We start from the raw sequence: 19,606 nt of genomic DNA, 5'->3' as shown, positions 1-19,606 counted from the left end.
TGATAACGCGCGAAATCCCGGGAATTTCTAACACCTATTTTAGTATTCTTCCAAAAAAATTCAGTTTTGGTTCGGAGTTTTATGTCTATCAGCTATCGGTATAGCGATTCGACATTCAAATAATAACATCGCAATGAATTACGGCGTGTTAGCTGGGATCGTGGAAAGCCATATTATCCGTCTTTTTGAGCATCATTCCAACCCGGCCCTGGCATTTCATAACCTGACCCATACACGTACGGTTGTTTCACGTACTCGGGAGATCTCGGCTCATTACCAACTTCCGGAGCACGAGCTATTCATTGCAACCACCGCGGCCTGGTTTCATGATATCGGGTATTTGTTTGCAGGGCAGCAAGGTCACGAGCTCCTGGCGGCTGATTTGGTCCGGGTGTTTTTGATGGAGCATCACGTTTCTGGCAGGCTTATCGACCTCATCGGAGGCTGTATACTGGCTACACGACTGCCTCAATGTCCGGCAGGCTTGTTGGAGCAAATCGTTTGCGATGCTGATCTGTATCATTTTGGCACACGGGAATTATTCACCCGTGACAAGTTGATGCGGCAGAAAGTAGAAACGGTAAATGGCTGCGTGATCGGTGAAACAAAGTGGGTGGCGGGTACCATCCGATTGCTCGAATCGCACAGCTACCACACATCTTATTGCCAGAATACGCTTAACGAACAGAAGCAAATTAACCTGGATATCCTTAAAAATCGTCTTAAAACGCATTAGCAGCGGTATTTTGCCGTCTTTTTCCCATTTGTATTAATGTGAATAGAGTTGCGGGATACTGAAACGGGTATGGCTGTGCATGGCTGAATCAGGATACTGTGCGAATGCCACCCTATTCACGGCCAATAATGCAGCTCGATAAAAGGAAGATTAATTATCGCTGCCGGGGGCGCTGTGCAGAAAGTCGTTGCCCTGCTCTTTGCCTTTTTTGAATTCGAGCTTGCCAAATTTGTAGGTAAGGCTGATGCCGAAGGACCGGTAGGGGATCAACACGGTGTTGGTTGAAACGTAGTTGGCGGTCCGGATGGTAGTGACCTGGCTGATGTATTTGGTAAATGGATTGGTGGCAGTCAGCCCGATGCTGGCATTTCTGTGATAAAACTGCTTGCGGAAAGCGAAGTTGTAAGTCAGTTGCTGTGGCCGCTTACCCTGAATGGTATTGATCGCCGACGAGTAATTTCCAAAACCTTCCAGGATCAGGTCTTTGGGAAGCTGATAACTGGCGTTCAGGTTGAAACGCCAGTTAGTGCCGTTGCTCACATTGCCGTCGAGCAGGTTGTTGACCACGCGTTTCTGGGTAACCATCACGTTCCCCCGCACGTTGAGCTGGCTGGTAACGGGTACAGAACCCGAAAGGCTCACGCCGGAGTTGTATTCGACCCCGATATTCTGCCGATTGGTAACCGAAACATTCACATAAGTCGAATCGCCGATCAGATAGGTAGGATATAGGACCGTGTAGGGTTTGACGTCGTCGGTATTGATTCGTTCGATCAATGCGAGGTAGATGTTGCCGCCGTTTTTGAATGTTTTATTATATCCCAATTCAAAGTTATTACCGATCTCCGGTTTGAGCAGCGGGTTGCCCGTCGTAATATTATAAGGGTCGCTCAGGTTCATGAACGGGTTAATATCCCGGTACTCGGCCCTTTCGATTCGACGCGTGAATGCCAGTTTGAGTGACTGCTCATCCTTGAAATTGTGCGAGAAAATCAAAGACGGTACCAGGTTGTTGTACGACGGAATAGAGGTATTCGGGTAAGTGATTTTAACATCGGTATGCTCGAAGCGTGCGCCTGCTTTCACATTCAGGAAATGAAAAAGAGGAAATGTCGCTGACAGGTAGCCGGCGTAGATCTTCATATTGTAACCCAGCCGATAAGATTGGGCAGGATCGGGAACATAGGTATTTTGCGACGGGCGGAAAACCCGAATATCGGCCACACTGGTAATGTCCTGCAGCACTGTTTTGACACCGGTTTCAATCACGACACCTTTTTTAATAGGGTGAGCGTAATCGACGGAAATGTTCGTTTGCTTGTCATTGCCCGGCGTACTGCCGGTTGTTCCCGCGTAAGGGATCTGTTCGGACGCCAGGCTTTGTGCCTGGTTGTAGCTGTTGCGTGGCTTACCAAAGCTGGAACTGTACATCACATTCAGCTCCTGACCGTCCTTTTTGAGTTTTTTAATATAATTCAAACTCCAATCTACGGCATTGATACCGCCGCGGCTGCTGGAATTACGCAATATATCCGAGGTTGACGCCGGCATACCATTTTCGTTCAATGCCGACTGTGTGATATTCGTTATGCCGCTGCTCGCATTGCTGAAACTATTATACCCGACCGCCCCGATCAGGTTGTCCTTTTTCGACGGGCTCCAATCGAAGCCGATACCCGACCGGTAGCCACTTCTGTGAAAATCCTGGTAGCCGTTTTGAAGCAGGCGGGTCTGGTTGCCGGATGGGTCCGTGGAAATGCGGTCCTGCGTGCTCGGCGTACGCGAGCTGAGCTGTTTGTTGCCGCTGAAAAATGCATTCAATCCAAAATTATTTTTTCTGAAATTCAGATTCACCGAGCCATTCTCCAGTCTAGTACCGGCGGTCAGGTTTGCGCTTCCGTTGATGCCTTGCAAGCGGTTGTCTTTCAGTATGATATTGATAATGCCGCCCGTGCCTTGAGCGTCGTATTTCGCACCCGGACTAGTAATGGCCTCAATGCTTTTGATCTGGCTGGCGGGAATAGAGGCCAACGCGTCGGTGAGGCTGTTGCCAAAAACGCTCGACGGCTTGCCATTGATCAGGAAACGAACATTGGGATTACCTTGCAGCTCCACATTGCCGTCGATATCGACTGAGACCTGCGGCACTTTTTTGAGCACGTCCAGCGCAACGCCGGCTTGCGAGGTAATGTCGTTGGCGGCATTGTAAACGATCTTATCAATCTGATTTTCGACGATGGCTGCCTGCCCTGTAACCGTCGCTTCCGCTAGTGTTTTCACGGAAGGGGCCAAGGCGATCGTATTTAGGTTAACCCCTTTACCAGATACGACCACATTTTGGACTGACTTTTTTTCATAGCCAATAAAATCGATGCTGACCGTAAATGTGCCGGTAGTCAGGTTATTGATTTCAAAATAGCCCGACGAATCGGTGACTGCTCCGTCAACGACCCGATTGGTCAGTTGATCACTAACGCCTACGGAGGCGTACTCCACAGGTTTGCTGGTAGCAGCATCGGTGATTTTGCCGGTTATTTTAGCATTGGACCTGCTTTGGCCGGAAGCATTGATCCAGACAAAAAGTAAGAGGAGTGCGGAAGAAATAAGGGGTTTCATGAGGTACGTTTGATGTTGAAGCAAACGTAGAAGCCAATTTTGAAGAATTTTAGAGGAACCCCTTGGCCGAAACCGTTACCGGAAAATTTAATCTCAATTTAACGCAAACCGGTGCTGCCTACGGGATAGCTATGCAATGGTCGAAGCTGCAAACTGTTCAGGCACTGTGGCTCTTCACCATTCGATATACCTGTTCAATGAACTTCCGCTGATTGACGCCTGAGAGATTCGGATCTACCAAGGTTCTGGTTTCTTTGATAATTTCTGCCAGCGGTTTATTCTGCATATAGAGGGATACAACCTTATCTTTAATTGACGTAAGAAGGTGTTTATAGGCTAACAATTCTTTTTTAGAGCAGAGTGGGCCATGACCGGGAATAAACCGCGTGCGATCATCTGCCCGAGCAAGCAAGGTGTCAACAGCCTCGATCAGATCAAAAATATTGCCGCCGGAATCTGCATCGATGATTGGCAGGCCATACGTCACGAAAATGTCGCCGGTATGATAAATGTCGGCCTCTTTAAAATGAACCACGGCATCCCCATCAGTATGGGCATTCTTAAAATAGAGTAGTTCAATCGTTTCGTTCCCTTCATGAAACGAGAGTTTGTCTGTGAAAGTCACCGTTGGCAAAGCCTGTTTAGGATAGGGGAGTTGAACCTCATTTTCATGACTATGGATCACCCGGCCGACATACCGGTTGATCGCGAAAGTATGTTGACAGTGAAGGAAAGCCTCCGGCCGCTTGGCTTTTGTGATGTCTCCTGGATATTGAACGTACTCCGGGTCGCGGAGAAAAAACTCAATCGAGTCGCCAGTTTTTGGCGTATAGGCTTTTACCGGAATGGATTCGTTGGTAGAAAATATCAGGTGGACAATCCCGATGTTTTCAATGTACTCACGCAGGGCTGGGCTGGGTGGAAATCCTTTGAGGAGCATACGCTTTCATAGTCGTTCTGTTTACTAAATTTACTAGGTCCGTGGCACTTTTGTCAATGTGTTTACTGTGAGTATTTTGTGACTGGTACTAACGTTTGCCTAGACAGCACATACCCTTAAACCCATACCTTGACCGGAACTAAACGAGGTGAAGTATACGAAATCGGGCCTTGAAGATAAAATCCAACAAGTCGTTGGTTACATGAGCGATCGCCTCAGGGATCGGCTCTGATGTGCAGCGACAATGGCGACCACGATCGTTGGACAGCTGAACAGTACGTTGATTTTCGCTCCCATGATCATTCCGCCGCTTTATTTGTGGCTGGTCAAGAGAAAATATTTACGTGGATTCCGGATTCAATTCTTCATTTTCACGCGTAGCTTAATTGGATGGCAGAATGTATTTAGCCACGAGGTCGAAGGCCTGTTTTGCAGTTCTATTGCCGTAGTTTCCTTGCGTGAAGACGATAACCATCTTCAATTGCCGGATGATTAGAATGTATTGACCGCCATTTCCAGAAGCAAAAACGGTCCGAAAGCTCATGCCAGAAGTTGTCTTGATCACTTCATTGTACCATTGATAGCCGTAGTAAACTTCCTGCGGGAAGGCTGCTTTGGACCTGCTGCTTCTCACGAAAGAGCTTTCCGGTATAAGTATCTGTGCTTGTGTAGATTCTTGTATCCATCCGCGCGAGACGATCTGTTGTCCCTGCCATTTGCCCTGGTTGAGCACCAGTTGTCCGATTTTAAGCATGTCTTGTGGCCTTATGAAAAAAGATCCGGCAGTCATTCCATGTCCGGATGGGTCGACCGTCCACCGGTAATGGGTGATGCCCAGCTTTGAAAAAAGATGCGCCCGGGCAAATTGCATTACCGGCATGCCACTGGCTTTTTCAATGATCCCACTCAGGATCATAGTGGCGCATGATGTGTAAGCCCATTCGGCCCCAGGAGGGTTTTTCATGGGCAGGGCAAGTGAAAACTTTACCCAATCCTGCGCTTTTTCCATTTCCGATTCACAGTCATGCGTGCCGTTCCACTCTTCACAATCAAAGCCGCTGCGCATTTCAAGCAGGTCTCTGATGCGCATCTGACTTTTCAAACGGTCAGAAGCAAATACTGTGTCCTCCGGAAAGAAACTGGATACTTTCTGATCTACATTTTTAATCAAACCCTTGTCGATTGCGATGCCAATCAGCAGGCTAGTGATTGACTTAAAGGCGGAACGGGTATCGTGCAGTGAATCAGCATTGTAGTTGTTAAAGTATTGCTCATATACAGTTCTGCCATCTTGGAACACCAGAACGCTATGCATGTTCGGGTACAAGCCCGCTTCCAGGTCCCGGTCCATTTGCTGTAATCTATCCTGGCCGCTCGCGTGTGCAGCCACGGCGATCAAGAGCACATGGACAATCAACTTTTTGAGTATAAAGCTATGCATCAAACGTCTGCGAGTTTATTGGTTAAAACTTTTCCAAGCCGAGGGCCTTTACAAACCCTGATTTGAAATTTTCCCCCAGCGGGATTTCATTTTTTCCTATAAAGGCCTTATTGTTTTGAAAGCGGGTTACGATTCGGGTCACTTTTTGAAATGATACCTGTCCCTTAATACCATCAATTTGGAAAAATCACCCAATAGGTGAAAATTTTTCTGACGACGACCTTCATTCCGAAATCGGATATTATTACCACCGGACCTGTGGAACGACGTAGGATTTAAGCATTTTCCTCGGGTACGTATTCTAAAATGTCACCCGGCTGGCAATTTAAAGCTTTACAAATGGATTCTAGTGTGCTGAAACGAATTGCTTTTGCCTTTCCCGTTTTGATTAAGAATGACTCAGGAATTTTTAACAGTCTGATTTTCAGTACTATTTCAACAAAGAGGCGCCTCTTTGAGGTGCTTTCAGTGATCCCGCTGGGATTAGAAAAATCATTTGCTGGAATAGTATTTGCCCAAGGTTACCAGTGAGCGATCCGGCAACGGAGTATCAATATTGGGCATGGAGGGATATCCACTATTTATGGGAACCAGTGGCCTGGTTCTACCTTATAAGAACAGGCAGGCATACCCAGCAAAATTTGAGGGCTGGAGCAGGCTTAGCGTTTACGCGGCTTTTACGAATTCACTTGAAGTTAATTCTATCTTCTATAAGCTGCCCAGGGAATCGACTGTGGAACAATGGTGTGCATCGGTTCCTGATGATTTCCGTTTTACATTCAAATTATGGAAACAGATTACCCATAGCAAGGGGTTGCAGTTCGATCCGGCGGATGTAACGAAATTCTTTACCGTAATCGCCGGCGCAAAAGATAAGAAAGGGTGTATTCTCGTTCAATTTCCTGCATCGGTCAAACCTGTGCTGTTGAAGAAGGTGACATTGCTGCTGTCCTGTGTACAAGAAGCTAACCACCTGGGCTGGCCGATAGCCGTAGAATTCAGGAACACAGAGTGGTATAAGGAGCCTACCTATGACCTTCTCAATGAACATAGAGTCACGATGGTGGTCCATGACAAGGCCGGGAGCGCCTCACCACAGGCCGACCTGGAAGCAGGGCATATCTATTTACGCTTTCACGGTCCGGACGGGAATTATAAAGGGAGCTACGACCAGGGATTGCTCTATGAATACGCCGGTTATATTGCGAACTGGCTAAACGCCGGTAAAGCGGTATACGTTTATTTTAACAACACCATGGGAGAAGCGCTGGAAAATCTCAGAATGCTCCGGAAATTCATTCAGGAAGATTTTCTCCGTTAAACAGCCCCGCTTTAATGGCGATTTAGACCGACGGCCATTAACGGTTGTCTGGCTGCTTTCAAATTCGACATTAAGATTCACCAGATCGGCGGTCGGGGTTTTCTTTTTGAGCCTGGAAGCGCTGTTTTTCTTTCTGCATGTGGTCAGCAGCGTCAATGGAGTGTGATTTGTGAATGTCCTGATCCTTCTCAGACTCGTCCGATAACTTCTGATAAAATTTATGCAGCACATTGAGATCTTCTTCCGTCAAGTCTTCAATGTCCACCATCCGGTTACTGGCAAGGCGGCTGGCAGCGATCAACTCGTTTAGTTTAAGCTGGATAGCCTTTGACTCCTTGTTTTGTGACTTCTGGATGATGAACACCATCAGGAACGTGATAATTGTGGTGCCGGTATTGATCACCAGCTGCCAGGTTTCCGAGTAGCCGAACACGGGCCCTGTCGCGGCCCAAATCAAAACGATAGCAAACGCGGTGAGAAATGCGGGTGAGCTGCCGGTCCAGGCGGTAATTTGATTGGCCATGCGCTCAAATAGGTCGTTAAGCTTTTTCATATCGCGGGAAGTATTTTGCACGCATTCTGTGATAAATCCGTGCCGGAGGGTTCATTATATCTCAACTTAGAAACTATCTAAAAAAGGGAGGCATGTATGCCTGATATGCTACTAGCGGCGGGTTCTCATATCACAACAACTGAAACTGCTCCTTTCGTAGGCCTATGGGCCACCCCATTCTTATTACCGGGGATTTTATATCGAAAGCGATGAACGAGTGCCGATTGGATGGAAACGAACAGCAGGTGCATACCTTCAAAGGTGGCATACGCATTCTGGCATGTTCGATTGATAACAAAGCAAACTCGGAGGATTTAGAATGGCTTGTTATCAACCAGATTTAATTTTGTATATTTGTACTTATCAAATATATTGTCATTGTTGAAACGTTTCAACAATGACTTATTTGTAGAATATATTGGAGCCTTAATTGTCATTTTGCTGAAAATGTACAATTTGTTTTAAAGGCTTTTTAACCTATTTCCTAACCAGGGATTCGTGTTATGGAAAAGAAACCATCTTTGAGAAGCATCGCTCAGCAGGCGGGCGTATCAACCACATTGGTCTCCTATGTGCTCAATGGCAAAATGCAAAACAGGATAAAGCCTGAGGTAGCTGCCAGGGTACGCGAAATAGCAAAACGGTTGAATTATAGTCCCAATCAGATTGCCAGGAGCCTAAAGGCCAGCAAAACCTTTACAATCGGGTTAGTGGTGGCTGACATCTCCAACCCCTTTTCTTCGGAGATGGCCCGCATTATCGAAGATCAGGCCGATAAGGCTGGCTATACGGTGATTTACGGGAGTTGTGATGAGCGTGCGGAAAAGTTTCAAAAACTGATAGAGGTATTTCTGGACAGGCGTGTAGATGGGTTGATCGTGATCCCATGTGACGGAGTTTTACCCCAGATCCAATATCTGCAAAGCCGCGATATTCCCTTCGTGCTGGTGGACCGCTATTTCCCTGACCTGGCAAGCAGCTACGTGGCGCTGGACAACTATCAGGCTTCCTTTATGGGGACCAACCACCTTCTTGACCACGGCCACCGCAGGATCGGGATGATCACCCTGGACACGCAACTCTATCACATGCAGGAAAGAACACGCGGCTTTATCAGCGCTTTGTCGGACGTAGATTCCAGCCCTGAGCAGAGCATTGTCCGGTTGAGGGAAGGTTTTTCCGCTCAGGACATGGCAGATGCATTTGATATTCTGCTGAAAAGAGACCTGCCTGTGAGCGCCCTGTACCTGACGACCAACAAACTGGGCATGCATGCGCTGAAATATATTCATTCCAGGAAAATACAGGTGCCGCAAGAGCTGGCTGTGGTCAGCTTTGATGAGACGGAATTTCTGGATCTTTTCGCAACACCGGTAACCCAGATCATACAGCCTTTACAGGAGATGGGCAGCCAGGCCGTACGTATTTTGATGGAATCCATCGGCGGTAACAGCAGCTTCACCCAGCTGAATTTACAACCGCTTCTGGCCGTCAGGGGCTCTTCGATTGGCGGGGGGAAAAGACCTGATTTTGAAAGAGAGCTCGTAGGAAGAACGCTATAAATTTATGCATTGCATTCCCCTCGGGAATATTCATGTAATGATCTGCTCATAAACCTGTTTATTGCACTTGGAAAAATGTCACAAGGCTCTCCAATTGGAGGGCCTTTTTTATTGACATAAAGTGCTTCCTGCTGGCTGGTCCGCGACCCTGACAAAAAAACTGAGAAAAAGTTTGACAACCATTTGGTTGTTTTTATATAAGACAACCAAATGGTTGTCTTATGATAGAACGAAGAGATGTTTTCCAGGCTATTGCCGACCCTACCCGAAGGATGATTATCCATAAATTGTCACAGGGGCCCCTTAATATCACCCAGATAGGGGAAGATTTCGGCATCAGCAAACAGGCCATTGCCAAACACATCAAAATACTTAGTGAATGTGGTTTGATCCTGATGAGCCAGAAGGGCCGCCAGCAGGTTTGCGAAGCGCGTCTTGACCAACTTGACGAGGTTACGGACTGGGTAACGGAGTCGCGCAAACTTTGGAACAACCGTTTTGAGAAACTCGAGCAATTCCTGATCAACACCAAAAAACAATAGTTATGAACTCGGAAAGAAAGCAGCTTTTCATTACCCATCTTTTCGACGCGCCAGTCGAAACCGTTTTCCAGGCCTGGACCGACCCGGAGCAACTAAAGCACTGGTATGCGCCGGACGGGTGCACCATTGAATTCAGAACTATCGATGTCAGTCCGGGCGGAAGTTTCCATTCCTGCATACATGATCCGGTACATGGAGAGTGCTGGATCAAGGGGACTTACCTGGAAGTGACACCAAACCGAAGACTTGTTTTTACCATGATCATGTCGGATGAGGCCGGTAATTCAGTTCGCTCGGTTGCAGCCGGAAAAAGTCAGGACTGGCCCGCGCATCAGACGGCCACAGTGACTTTTGAGGAATTAGGCGCTCAGACTAAGGTCTCTATTTTCCAGACCGTATCAGAAGAAGAAGCCATGAAAACCGGAGCCTACCAGGGGTGGCTTAAAATGCTCGGCAGGCTTTCATCGCTGCTGGTTGAAATCTGATAGCAATTAGTGTACTATAAAATCGGGAAAATGAAAAAGACAGCTGCATATATTACCCTAATGCTTTTAACGGCTGGTTACGATAGCAGAGCAGGAGAAAGTATTAATCGTTCTGCAGACCGGAAGGACACCCTTACCTTTCAAAGTGGGTACTTGCCGATCAATGGCATTAGAATGTACTACCAGATTCACGGCAATGGAAAACCCATCGTGTTAATTCATGGGGGCGGTTCAACCATTGAAACCACATTCGGAAGGGTTATTCCTTTGCTTGCGCAGAACCGAAAGGTAATTGCCGTTGAGTTGCAAGCCCACGGAAGGACTACTGACAGGAGTGGGACGAGTCATTTGAACAAGATGCGGACGATGTCGCGGCAATTTTGAAGAAGTTGAATATCGGAAAGGCGGACTTTTTTGGTTTTAGTAATGGAGGGACTACTACGCTGCAAATTGCGATACGCCACCCTGAAATCGTTGGTAAACTGGTTTTAGGCTCTGCGCTGGCTAAGCGCAACGGCGTGCCGGTTGAATTCTGGGACTTTATGAGCAAGGCAACTTTGGATAACATGCCAAAGGAGTTAAAGGATGCTTATTTGACGGTCACTCCTGACACGGTAGGCCTGCGGACAATGCACGATAAAGATGCGAAAAGGGTCATTAATTTTAAAGACATCTCTGATGCGCAATTAAGATCGATCAAGGCGCCGGCGCTGATCATCATTGCGGACAAAGACGTGATTAAACCCGCACATGCCCTTGAAATGCAGAGCCAAATTCAAGATTCGCAGCTGGCTGTTATTCCGGGTTTGCATGGGGAGTATATCGGCGAGGTTACCACTTTAAGACCGGATTCTTTGAGCCAAGCGGACTTTGTGGTCCCGATGATCGAGCGATTCCTGAATAGTGTGAATTAATAAGGTTCAAGGCTGATGCGGGTAACGATGGGGTTTGCTAAAAAGATTTCTCTATTTGAAGGCGACACTTTTACTGTAAAATATCAACCAAAGGTGCTGACGGTGCAAGCTCCGCCCGCCGGCTGATACGGGCAGCCCCTGATATTGAGCTCGGTCATCGGCGTTTTTTAACAGTTTCTTCCAATTTGGCACCTAAACATTTTGATCACGCTCGCTTGGAGAAATAGCTAGGTTTTCTGAAGCTGCTTGAGCCGGCTCTGATAAGCCTGCAGGTAATTCCGTTTTGTTGTCTGGTCCAGGAAAGATGCAAAGGTTAACCGCTCCACTTGTTCGGCCCCGCTGAGCATACGCGAGACTATCCCGTTAAATATTTTCGAATTAATTCCTGCTATCTGAGCCAGTAAGATAAATTGCTGCATCACATTACCTTGAGCTTGTTTTTGGGGTAAAAGGCCGTCGTCCAGTGCAAAATCTTTATCGCTGATATGTATACGGCTGTTGAGCAAATCATAGGCTGGACTCAAACGATAATCTCCCTGATCTGTTTCGAGTAAGGAGAAGTTTTTGAAATGTGCATCACCGTTAGAGAATAAGTAGTTGAACATTAATGTGCGGAGCAATTTTGGTGATTCGACTGTGTAAGCAGGAACATACTTTCGCATCAGCTCAAAAATCTCCAGATAATTTCCTAGATATTTATAATGTTCTCCATGGGTTTGGGGCGTGCGTCCCGCCAGTGATGCAAAATCATCCTGCGCACGTTTTCTGCCGTCGGAGTGTCTATCAAATCGTTTCGTGATATAGGCCTGCGGCCCGTCCGCAAAAAAGATCAACGCGTTCTCCGCTGTTTCTATGCCATAAACCTGCCTGGCGATCTGCATGGTCAGATGCTCGTTGGCCGGGACCTGGTCCGGCCTGCGGCCTGCGCCCGGTATCGGCTTTAAAATATAAGTACCTTGTTCGCCTTCTTCGATCAATCGTAGCTTATTCTTATCAAGGACTACCGAAAATTTTTCCTGGACACCCGAAATTGAGATCCGATTGCGGTTTTGTTCAAAAAGTTCATTGGTATCCTGATTGGTCGCCGGCGAATCATAACTCAGAATGTGGTTTACGCGCTTACCATCGAAGACCCGTCTCAGGCAATTCTTGCTATAAGTGTCATAGCCCGGAGCCAATGTGCCTGGGCAAAATTGAATATCTGGTAAGCTCATTGCTTTTCGATTTTAATAATTGTCACAGCGCCAATCGTGTCGCTTTTTGCAGTCGTGAGCAGCAAGCCAAAATAATCGTTTCGATCTATCCGATTTAGGTGACAGACCAATTGTTTATTCGAACCTTCCGGCAACATGTTATAGAAAAAAGGAAATAAGTATTCAGATCGATAGGCCTCAATCGTTTTTGGTAAAGTCAGACTGATGCCAGGTTTCGAGTTGTCCTCTACCCATTCTTTGTGGTACTGAAATTCAAATTTGCCGTTGTCATCCTGTGATAGAATACCAGCTTCTTCTCCTCTAAAAAGAACTTTTGCAGCTCTCATGGATTAGTTGTTTTTTTTACGCTCAGGGTGATTTCAAGGCCTAGGACATCACACAATTTTTTCAGTGTTGATAAAGTAGGATTGCCTTTGCCAGACTCGAATTTTTTTAAAGCGCCCAGCGCTACACCAGATAGATCGGATAGTGCTTTTTGCGTAACTTGTAATGATTCGCGCCTTGCTTTGATCACCTCAATGATAGATACGAAGTACATTATGATGTTCTTTTTGATGTAAATATAATATTTTCGATCCTAAATACCTACGAAAAGTATATTATAGTGTACTTTTTGTGATATAACTTAATTAGGATTGGAGAATTACATCAAAAAGTATATTAAACTGTACCATATTGAGATCAAAGCGCAAATTTTCAAGCTAACGGAAAAAAGTGCATGATAAAAATTGCAAAAAGCGGGCACCTGGCGCCAATGGTTAACAGAGCATCCGCCCGAACCTATTTTTTACATCCGGTAAATCTCGTATCAGATCAATGCAGATTCATTGACGATGATTTATACATATCTATCAACGGACCCCTTTAAAGGAAGCCCGGTTTATTCGCAGAAGATCATTGTCGGAAAGCGGTCAGTTAATTAAACTCTCGGAGCGCTGTGAGGAAAATACCAAGAGGAGCAAGTGCAAATAGGCGGAGATCCTGTCAGCGATTTCCCACTTACCCCGGTATTTGCTTTTTGACCTCGTTCGGGGTTTTTCCAAAGACTTTCCGGAATTCCTTGCTGAAATACTTGCTGTCGTCAAATCCAATGAATGTGGCCACTTCGGCGACATTGTAAACACCTGATTCGAGCAGCTTTTTTGCCTCACTGAGCCGGATGGTTTTAACAAACTCATTCACGGTCATTCCTGTGAGCGTCCGCAATTTCCGGTAAAGTACCGAAACACTCATCCCAACCTCGCTTGCGAGCTCGTTTACGCCAAAATCGGGGTTCGATATGTTTTCGGTAACCATTTCCCTGAGCCTGGCGATAAATGCCTCGTTTACATCCCGGGCAATGCTGCTTCCGTTCCGCTGATCGACTAAAACCGATTGCTGATATCGCTCTTTCAGATCGTCTCTGACGCGAATAAGATTGTTGACTTTCAATTCAAGAATCCGCGGGTCAAACGGCTTCGTCAGGTAATCGTCCGCGCCCGATTCCAGCCCTTCAACGATTTGGTCACTTTGGGTCCGGGCTGTTAGCAATATGACCGGAATGTGCGCGGTAGCAATGTTGTTTTTGAGTTGGTTGCACACCTCGATTCCATTCATTTCCGGCATCATCACATCGGACAGAACGATGTCAGGAAGATGTTCGCCGGCTAATTCCAAGCCGCGCAAGCCATTGTCCGCTTCCAATATTTTGAAATCCTCTTCAAAAAGGCTGCGGATAAACACGCGTAGCTGATCGTTATCTTCGATGATCAGAATCGTATTGATGTGCTTTGCGTTTCGGACAGGAGCGGAGGCTGGAATAATAAACTTTTCGGCCAGTATACCACCCACATATTCGTTTTGATTGGCCGCCAGTTGGTCGGCGGTAAAATGGCGGTTTCCCTGCAACAGGGTGATCGTCAAAGTTGTGCCGGCGGATAATGCCTTGTTGGTTGGGCTGCCGTTGAATTGCCGGCTTTCCGCGGTGAGATAGCCGCGGTGCTGCTCCACCAGGCTTTTGGACAATGCCAGGCCTATCCCGTAACCGGGCTTTTCAGAGTCCGCTTGGTAATAATAGGTAAAGAGCTTTTGTAAATGTGCTTCGGAGATACCCTTACCATTATCTTCAATCGTAATTTTGACTTCATTGGAAACCTTTACAACCCTTACGACTACCCTGCCACCTTCGGGGGTAAACTTATAGGCATTACTGAGCAGGTTGTAAAATACCTTTTGTATTTGGGCGATATCGAACCACAAAAGGACCTGTGTTTCAGGAAACAGCTGCAAGGTCTCTATTCCTTTCTCCATTGCAACGTGCTCGAATGCTGCGACCACACTTTTAATGACGCTCACCACGTCGTGTTCGCGCACCTGTAAGCGCACACTGCCACTCTGGATTTTTCGAAAATCCAGTAACTCGTTCACCAAAAGCATCAGCCGGTCCGAGCTGGCTCGTGCGTAATCCAGGTAGTTTTCATTGTTCTTGCCTTCCGTCGCCTGTTGATGTGCCTTTTCCAATGGTCCGCTGATCAGCGAAAGGTGCGTCCTGATCTCGTGAGACACATTGGTAAAAAAATCGAGTTTCATCTGGTTCAATGCATTTTCCCGTCTGAACGAGCTGCGGATCCAGAAAAACCGTATGACGGCATACACAATTGCGGCGGTTAGCAACAGATAGAACAGGTAGGCATACCAGGTTCTCCACCACGGGGGCAGGATGTTGATTTTTACCTGTAAAGGATCTTCTGACCACATGCCGTCGCCGTTGGCCGCTTTTACCTGAAAAGTATAGCTGCCTGCCGGCAAGTTTGTGTACGTCGCCGAAGGCGCTTTAACATAGTTCCAATCGCGGTCGATCCCGTCTATTTTGTAGGCATATTTATTGACATCCGATTTGATGTAATCCAACAGTGCGAAATCGAATGTGAAAATGCTCTGATCGTGCCTGAACGTGATCTCTTTGATTGTGGTAACAGGTTCGGGGAGCAACCCGGTACTGTCGCCCGTTCTCACAGTTTTGTTATACAATTTCAGGGAAGTGAGAATGATCGGAGCAGTACGCTTTAGAGCGGAAATAGTGGTTGGGTCAAACTTAAATGCGCCTTTGTCGGTGGCAAAATAGAGATTGCCGTTCTTGTCGGCCCAGCCGCTGGCTTGAATCAGCGTTCCTTTTGAAGGCAGACCATCCAGTGAGCTGTAAGATTGAAGGGTCCTTTCTTTGGGATGATACCTGTAAAGCAGCGAAGAAGCATTGATCCAAAGATAGCCCCGATTGTCGGGAACGACATCCAAAGCTGCTTCCCGCGGGATATCTGTATTCAGCTCGAACTGATTTTTTTCGGGATTATAGCTTAGCAGTTGCGTGTGACACGCGGCCCATATCTTTCCCCACCGGTCTTCATTAATACTCCAGGCCATGACCAGCTCTGTCTGTGAATGAATTTTCTCGATCGTTGGCTTAGGCAATCTTGCCGTGTGTGGCTTTATGCGGTAGAGCCCGGCTTTTCCTCCGATCCAGATATTACGCCGGGAATCTTCAAAAATGGTGGCAGCGTAGCTAACGGTCGGATCTTTGGTAAACGTGCCGGTCGTTTTGTCAAACAACAGTAGCCCGTAAGCCCCTCCGACCCAGAAATGCCCGTAACTGTCTTCGGTGATTTTGTAGGTCCGTCCCGAGATTGACTCTCCCTGGAACGATAAGGGATAATGGCGATACGATCCGCGACGGAGGTCGTAACTGGTCAGAACGGTCTTGCCGCCCGCCCAGAGTACGTCGTTTTGATCAACATAAAATGAGTAGTAATCAGCCTCGGCAGCCAATTTAAGTGGAAATGTTTCGGGTTTTTTGCCGTTGGAGTCGAAAAGCAGCAGCTTGTCCAAAGCGTCTGAAATGCTCCACATCCGATTTGTCGGGCTCCTTCCCATTCCCACGTTGACGAAAGATGCGGCACGGGGGTCCTCAGGGCCAAATGGCCAGCGTTTAAACCGGGGAGAGTTAAAATGAAAATAACTGATGCCGCCATAGTAAGAGCCGAGCCAGAGCCCGCCCTGGTTATCAAGGTATACTGAAAGCAGCGAGTTGTCTGATAAACTGTGGGGATCGCCGGGCTGGTTTACATACCAATCCGCTTCTTCTGTGGACGGATTGAAATGGGCCAGGCCCAGGGAGGTTGCCAATAGGAGTTTTCCCCTGCGGTCGGATATTATTTTCCGGATTATGGGATAATTGCCGGTGGGACTTTTCAATTTTTGGATTTTGCTGAAACTTTCTGTCGCGGTATCAAATCTGATTAATCCCCCGCTGGCATTGCCCAGCCACACAGCTCCATTGTCAAGGGTAAAAACGGAAAGAAACTCATTGAGTGAGGTTTCGTCTTTTGTTTCCGGCATTTTGTAGAGCTTGGGCTTGCCCCCATTAGTCGGCATTTTTATCAGGCCGTCGGCAGTTGCCAGCCAGAGATTTCCTGCTTTGTCTTCGGCAATGTATTTTATTTTGAGGGCCTTGCCTTTGAATTCGTTTTGCAGATGACGGGATACTATGGGGGTACCGCTACGTGCATCGACCCGGGAGAGCCCTTCCTGGGTTCCGACCCAGATTTGCCGCTTGCTGTCTTCAATAACACAATTTACATAATCATTGGATAGCGTGTTAACCCGGGCCGGATCATGTTTGAAATGCCTGATATCGACATTCCTGGGGTTGTAAAAGGTCAATCCGGAGGCCGTTGCTACCCAAATATGTCCCTGGGAATCACAAATAGCGTCGCGAAGGTCGGCGAAAAGCGGATTCCCTTTAATGTCGCGTCGATAAGATTTCAATATCCTGGTGTCATAACTGACCAGCCCATTCATCGTGCCAAACCACATCAGGCCATCGTGGCCCTGTGCGATCGCAAAAACCCCGGCTATGGGATCCGTCTCATCTTCCGTAATATTTTTGAATGATTGTGCCGCGACTTTGGTAAAGCAGGTGTAAATGCACAGTAAGCCAATCAGGATACATTTGTAGCTAGTCATCAATAAGCGCTCAATAGGATAATAGACAGAGGACGCAATGCAAATTACGGTCTGTTAATCTATTTGAGCAAGTATAAGAGTCAATCCGACTTCTCTATTTACCCGATTCGCAGCCCGCGGGGGACATTTTCGAGGACATCAACCAGCTCAATGACATTGGTGACGTTCGTTTTTTTGAAGATGTTGGACTTGATCGTGCTTACCGTCGATATTTTTCGGTCCATCTCCTTGGCGATTAGCGACGGGCTCAATCCTGTTACCAGTAAATTGGCAACTTTCATCTCCGTCGGGGTGAGATTCGGGTTTTTCCTGCGGCGTGGCCGTGGTGTGGAGATCATCAGGTCGAATGCTATTTGCATATTGACGTGAATCCGGTTTGCGGCCAATGAAGAGAAGCATTCTTCCAGTTCACTTTCGCTAAAATCGTCGGAAAGATATCCATTAATTTTTTCGCGGAAGAACTCAATGATATTGTAAATCGATTGCCGATAATCATACAGAATAATCTTGCAGGATTTTTGTATTGACCTTGCTTTTCTGATGTTGCTCAAAATGGTTTTGTCGGAAATGTTTCCGATCCTGATCATGAAGTAAACATTGTTATTGTCGATAGGATCCAGTTGTAATTCATGGAACAGGTTCCGCTCTAAAAACTTGCATCCCGGTAATAGCGATTGCATGTTGGCTTTTATACCGGCCCTGTACATCGCGCGTTCATCGACTATTACTACCAGGGTGTCTCCTTTTTCGTATGGGTGGGTCATATTATGAGATGTTTGGATTGTCTAAATATTGCTTCTCCTGATTTTATTTCAATTGATGTAAATTGTTGTTTTATTTTCACACTCATGGGTGATTTAATTGTCTTTTTGGTGTGATTTTTTTCGAAATCGGGAAAATTTGTTTTTAATAATCACCCCCAAGGTTCCGTAAGTGGGCCGCCGAGCTTGTTTGCCGATAATCTGATTCATGCAGTAGGGTAGAAAATCTTGCCGATTTGGTGAGATTTTTATGTTTATGGCTGATTTTGAGAGTCAATCCATTGGTAGCAAATGTGTAGCCAGCTATGTTTGTGAGCATCCGTCGGGGAATGCGGGTACCCTTTTTATTAAAACTTATAGCGCTTGGAAAGTGTAATGGACTCACAAGACAGAAAACAAGTTCTGATTATTTACGGCAGTGCAGACTTATATGGTTTTGGAAGCGAAGGGTTGACGAAAAGCTTCCGCGTAGTAAAAAGTAATATCGGAGAGGATGGACTTTCCCTGGTCAGGCAATTAAAACCTGATTTAATAATATGCGACATTTCCACATCGTCACCTAATGGACTTGCATTTTGTAACCAGTTAAAGTCCGACGCTACTACGAGCCATATATATGTCATTTTACTAGGGCCCGAAGGGTATCAGATCGAAGGATTGCGTGCGGGTGCCGAAGATTATATTTCCCTTCCATATGACAATTACGCACTTGGATTAAAAATAGAAAACCTGGTCCGGCTTCGCCAGGCAGTACGTGGAAAAGTTGTACAGGAAATGTCCATTCATCCCGAATCGATAGGAGAGAATAACCGGCTTTTAAATAAACTGGAACAGCTGGTATTGGAAAATATAGGTAATTCTGATTTCGGTGTTCATGAAATGGCATTTCAAATCGGGCTTAGTGTTTCCGTTCTTTATAGAAAGCTTCGGTTATTATCGGGTGGTACGGTAAATGAATTTGTTAAAAACATTCGGATGAAACGAGCAAAGGAGTTATTGGAAACGGGAATATACCCGGTAAATGAGGTAGCCGCCGCCATAGGTTACGAGGATAGTAAGTATTTTAGTAAAGAATTTCGAAAATTTTTCAATAAAACTCCGGCGGAGGTAAAACGAATGTCTAACTAAATTAATAGAATGCACTCCTTGCATCAAAATATCAAAACTGACTTGTTTTCTACATAAGTATATACACACTAAATAGTGCCGGTGTATTGGCAAACGTTGAGTAATAGATCAGCCTCCCGGAGTTTCCGGGAGGCTTGATTTTTTATGTCTGGAAAAATATTCGCCTGCAACTTTTGACAAAAAAATGCTCCTAATTAGCCAAAATAGTCCCCCATCTTAATCGAATTAAGTTGGGACATTTGTCGTAGAAATATTTTTCAATACGCCTCCCGGACTAGAAGTAATTCTTTCAAGATACTACCCTCGGATCATGCTGCGCTATGCCACACTATTCCTTTAATATTTTCTGATACAACGGTCTACTATCAGGACTGTATGTAAATGCCGTGAGGCTG

The 19,606-nt window shown here is 46.3% G+C and carries 17 protein-coding genes and 1 pseudogene; 8 read left to right on the top strand and 10 right to left on the bottom strand.

Annotation, left to right across the window (positions count from 1 at the left end; genetic code table 11):
* Window positions 1–133: 133 nt before the first annotated feature.
* A complete protein-coding gene (locus J7619_RS03950; RefSeq protein WP_291194345.1) occupies window positions 134–736 on the top strand; it encodes a hypothetical protein in 603 nt (200 codons plus the stop codon).
* Window positions 737–886: 150 nt separating this feature from the next.
* Here the strand turns inward: J7619_RS03950 and J7619_RS03945 are convergent, their stop codons facing one another.
* The 4 genes and pseudogenes from J7619_RS03945 to J7619_RS32215 form a co-directional block, all read right to left on the bottom strand.
* Window positions 887–3,352 carry a TonB-dependent receptor domain-containing protein gene (locus J7619_RS03945; protein WP_291194342.1) on the bottom strand — a complete coding sequence of 822 codons (2,466 nt, stop codon included), beginning with the start codon at window positions 3,350–3,352 and terminating at the stop codon, window positions 887–889.
* Window positions 3,353–3,509: 157 nt separating this feature from the next.
* A complete protein-coding gene (locus J7619_RS03940) occupies window positions 3,510–4,292 on the bottom strand; it encodes a hypothetical protein (protein ID WP_291194339.1) in 783 nt (260 codons plus the stop codon).
* Window positions 4,293–4,674: 382 nt separating this feature from the next.
* Window positions 4,675–5,733, bottom strand: a complete 1,059-nt coding sequence (locus J7619_RS03935) for a serine hydrolase (protein ID WP_291196472.1) — start codon at window positions 5,731–5,733, stop codon at window positions 4,675–4,677.
* A gap of 275 nt (window positions 5,734–6,008) precedes the next feature.
* Window positions 6,009–6,122 (bottom strand): annotated as a pseudogene (locus tag J7619_RS32215) (helix-turn-helix domain-containing protein); the annotation flags it as partial.
* Between the two features lie 194 nt (window positions 6,123–6,316).
* On the opposite strand from J7619_RS32215, the gene J7619_RS03925 reads away from it, so the two are divergent.
* Entirely contained in the window at window positions 6,317–7,054 is a 738-nt protein-coding gene (locus tag J7619_RS03925) for a DUF72 domain-containing protein (RefSeq protein WP_291194335.1), read from the top strand.
* Window positions 7,055–7,124: 70 nt separating this feature from the next.
* Here the strand turns inward: J7619_RS03925 and J7619_RS03920 are convergent, their stop codons facing one another.
* Window positions 7,125–7,607 (bottom strand): low affinity iron permease family protein, encoded by a 483-nt coding sequence (locus tag J7619_RS03920; protein ID WP_291194332.1) that lies wholly within the window; start codon window positions 7,605–7,607, stop codon window positions 7,125–7,127.
* A 503-nt stretch (window positions 7,608–8,110) separates the two neighbouring features.
* On the opposite strand from J7619_RS03920, the gene J7619_RS03915 reads away from it, so the two are divergent.
* From J7619_RS03915 to J7619_RS03895, 5 genes are all read left to right on the top strand, one after another.
* Window positions 8,111–9,169 carry a LacI family DNA-binding transcriptional regulator gene (locus tag J7619_RS03915; protein WP_291194329.1) on the top strand — a complete coding sequence of 353 codons (1,059 nt, stop codon included), beginning with the start codon at window positions 8,111–8,113 and terminating at the stop codon, window positions 9,167–9,169.
* Between the two features lie 221 nt (window positions 9,170–9,390).
* Window positions 9,391–9,711, top strand: a complete 321-nt coding sequence (locus J7619_RS03910; protein WP_291194326.1) for a helix-turn-helix transcriptional regulator — start codon at window positions 9,391–9,393, stop codon at window positions 9,709–9,711.
* Between the two features lie 2 nt (window positions 9,712–9,713).
* A complete protein-coding gene (locus tag J7619_RS03905; RefSeq protein ID WP_291194323.1) occupies window positions 9,714–10,196 on the top strand; it encodes an SRPBCC domain-containing protein in 483 nt (160 codons plus the stop codon).
* A gap of 30 nt (window positions 10,197–10,226) precedes the next feature.
* Entirely contained in the window at window positions 10,227–10,580 is a 354-nt protein-coding gene (locus tag J7619_RS03900) for an alpha/beta fold hydrolase (protein ID WP_291194320.1), read from the top strand.
* Complete coding sequence (locus J7619_RS03895) at window positions 10,577–11,110, top strand: alpha/beta fold hydrolase (RefSeq protein WP_291194317.1); 534 nt, start codon at window positions 10,577–10,579, stop codon at window positions 11,108–11,110. The genes J7619_RS03900 and J7619_RS03895 overlap by 4 nt, the downstream gene beginning before the upstream one ends.
* A 227-nt stretch (window positions 11,111–11,337) precedes the next feature.
* Here the strand turns inward: J7619_RS03895 and J7619_RS03890 are convergent, their stop codons facing one another.
* From J7619_RS03890 to J7619_RS03870, 5 genes are all read right to left on the bottom strand, one after another.
* Complete coding sequence (locus J7619_RS03890) at window positions 11,338–12,324, bottom strand: HipA domain-containing protein (protein WP_291194314.1); 987 nt, start codon at window positions 12,322–12,324, stop codon at window positions 11,338–11,340.
* Entirely contained in the window at window positions 12,321–12,650 is a 330-nt protein-coding gene (locus J7619_RS03885; protein WP_291194311.1) for a HipA N-terminal domain-containing protein, read from the bottom strand. The genes J7619_RS03890 and J7619_RS03885 overlap by 4 nt, the downstream gene beginning before the upstream one ends.
* The gene (locus J7619_RS03880; RefSeq protein ID WP_291194308.1) at window positions 12,647–12,862 is read right to left on the bottom strand and encodes a helix-turn-helix domain-containing protein; all 216 of its coding nucleotides are present in this window, start codon (window positions 12,860–12,862) and stop codon (window positions 12,647–12,649) included. The genes J7619_RS03885 and J7619_RS03880 overlap by 4 nt, the downstream gene beginning before the upstream one ends.
* Before the next feature lie 461 nt (window positions 12,863–13,323).
* Entirely contained in the window at window positions 13,324–17,322 is a 3,999-nt protein-coding gene (locus tag J7619_RS03875) for a hybrid sensor histidine kinase/response regulator transcription factor (RefSeq protein WP_291194305.1), read from the bottom strand.
* A gap of 98 nt (window positions 17,323–17,420) precedes the next feature.
* Window positions 17,421–18,086, bottom strand: coding sequence for a LuxR C-terminal-related transcriptional regulator (locus J7619_RS03870; RefSeq protein WP_291194302.1), 666 nt, complete (start codon window positions 18,084–18,086; stop codon window positions 17,421–17,423).
* Window positions 18,087–18,446: 360 nt separating this feature from the next.
* Here J7619_RS03870 and J7619_RS03865 point away from each other — a divergent pair, with 360 nt between their 5' ends.
* Window positions 18,447–19,211: a DNA-binding response regulator gene (locus J7619_RS03865; RefSeq protein ID WP_291194299.1), complete on the top strand. Its 765-nt coding sequence runs from the start codon at window positions 18,447–18,449 to the stop codon at window positions 19,209–19,211.
* Window positions 19,212–19,606 lie beyond the last annotated feature (395 nt).

Source organism: Dyadobacter sp., assembly GCF_017744695.1.
Classification (GTDB): Bacteria; Bacteroidota; Bacteroidia; order Cytophagales; family Spirosomataceae; genus Dyadobacter.
Note: the sequence above shows the minus strand (reverse complement) of the source record. Positions and strands in the feature narration are given on the sequence as shown.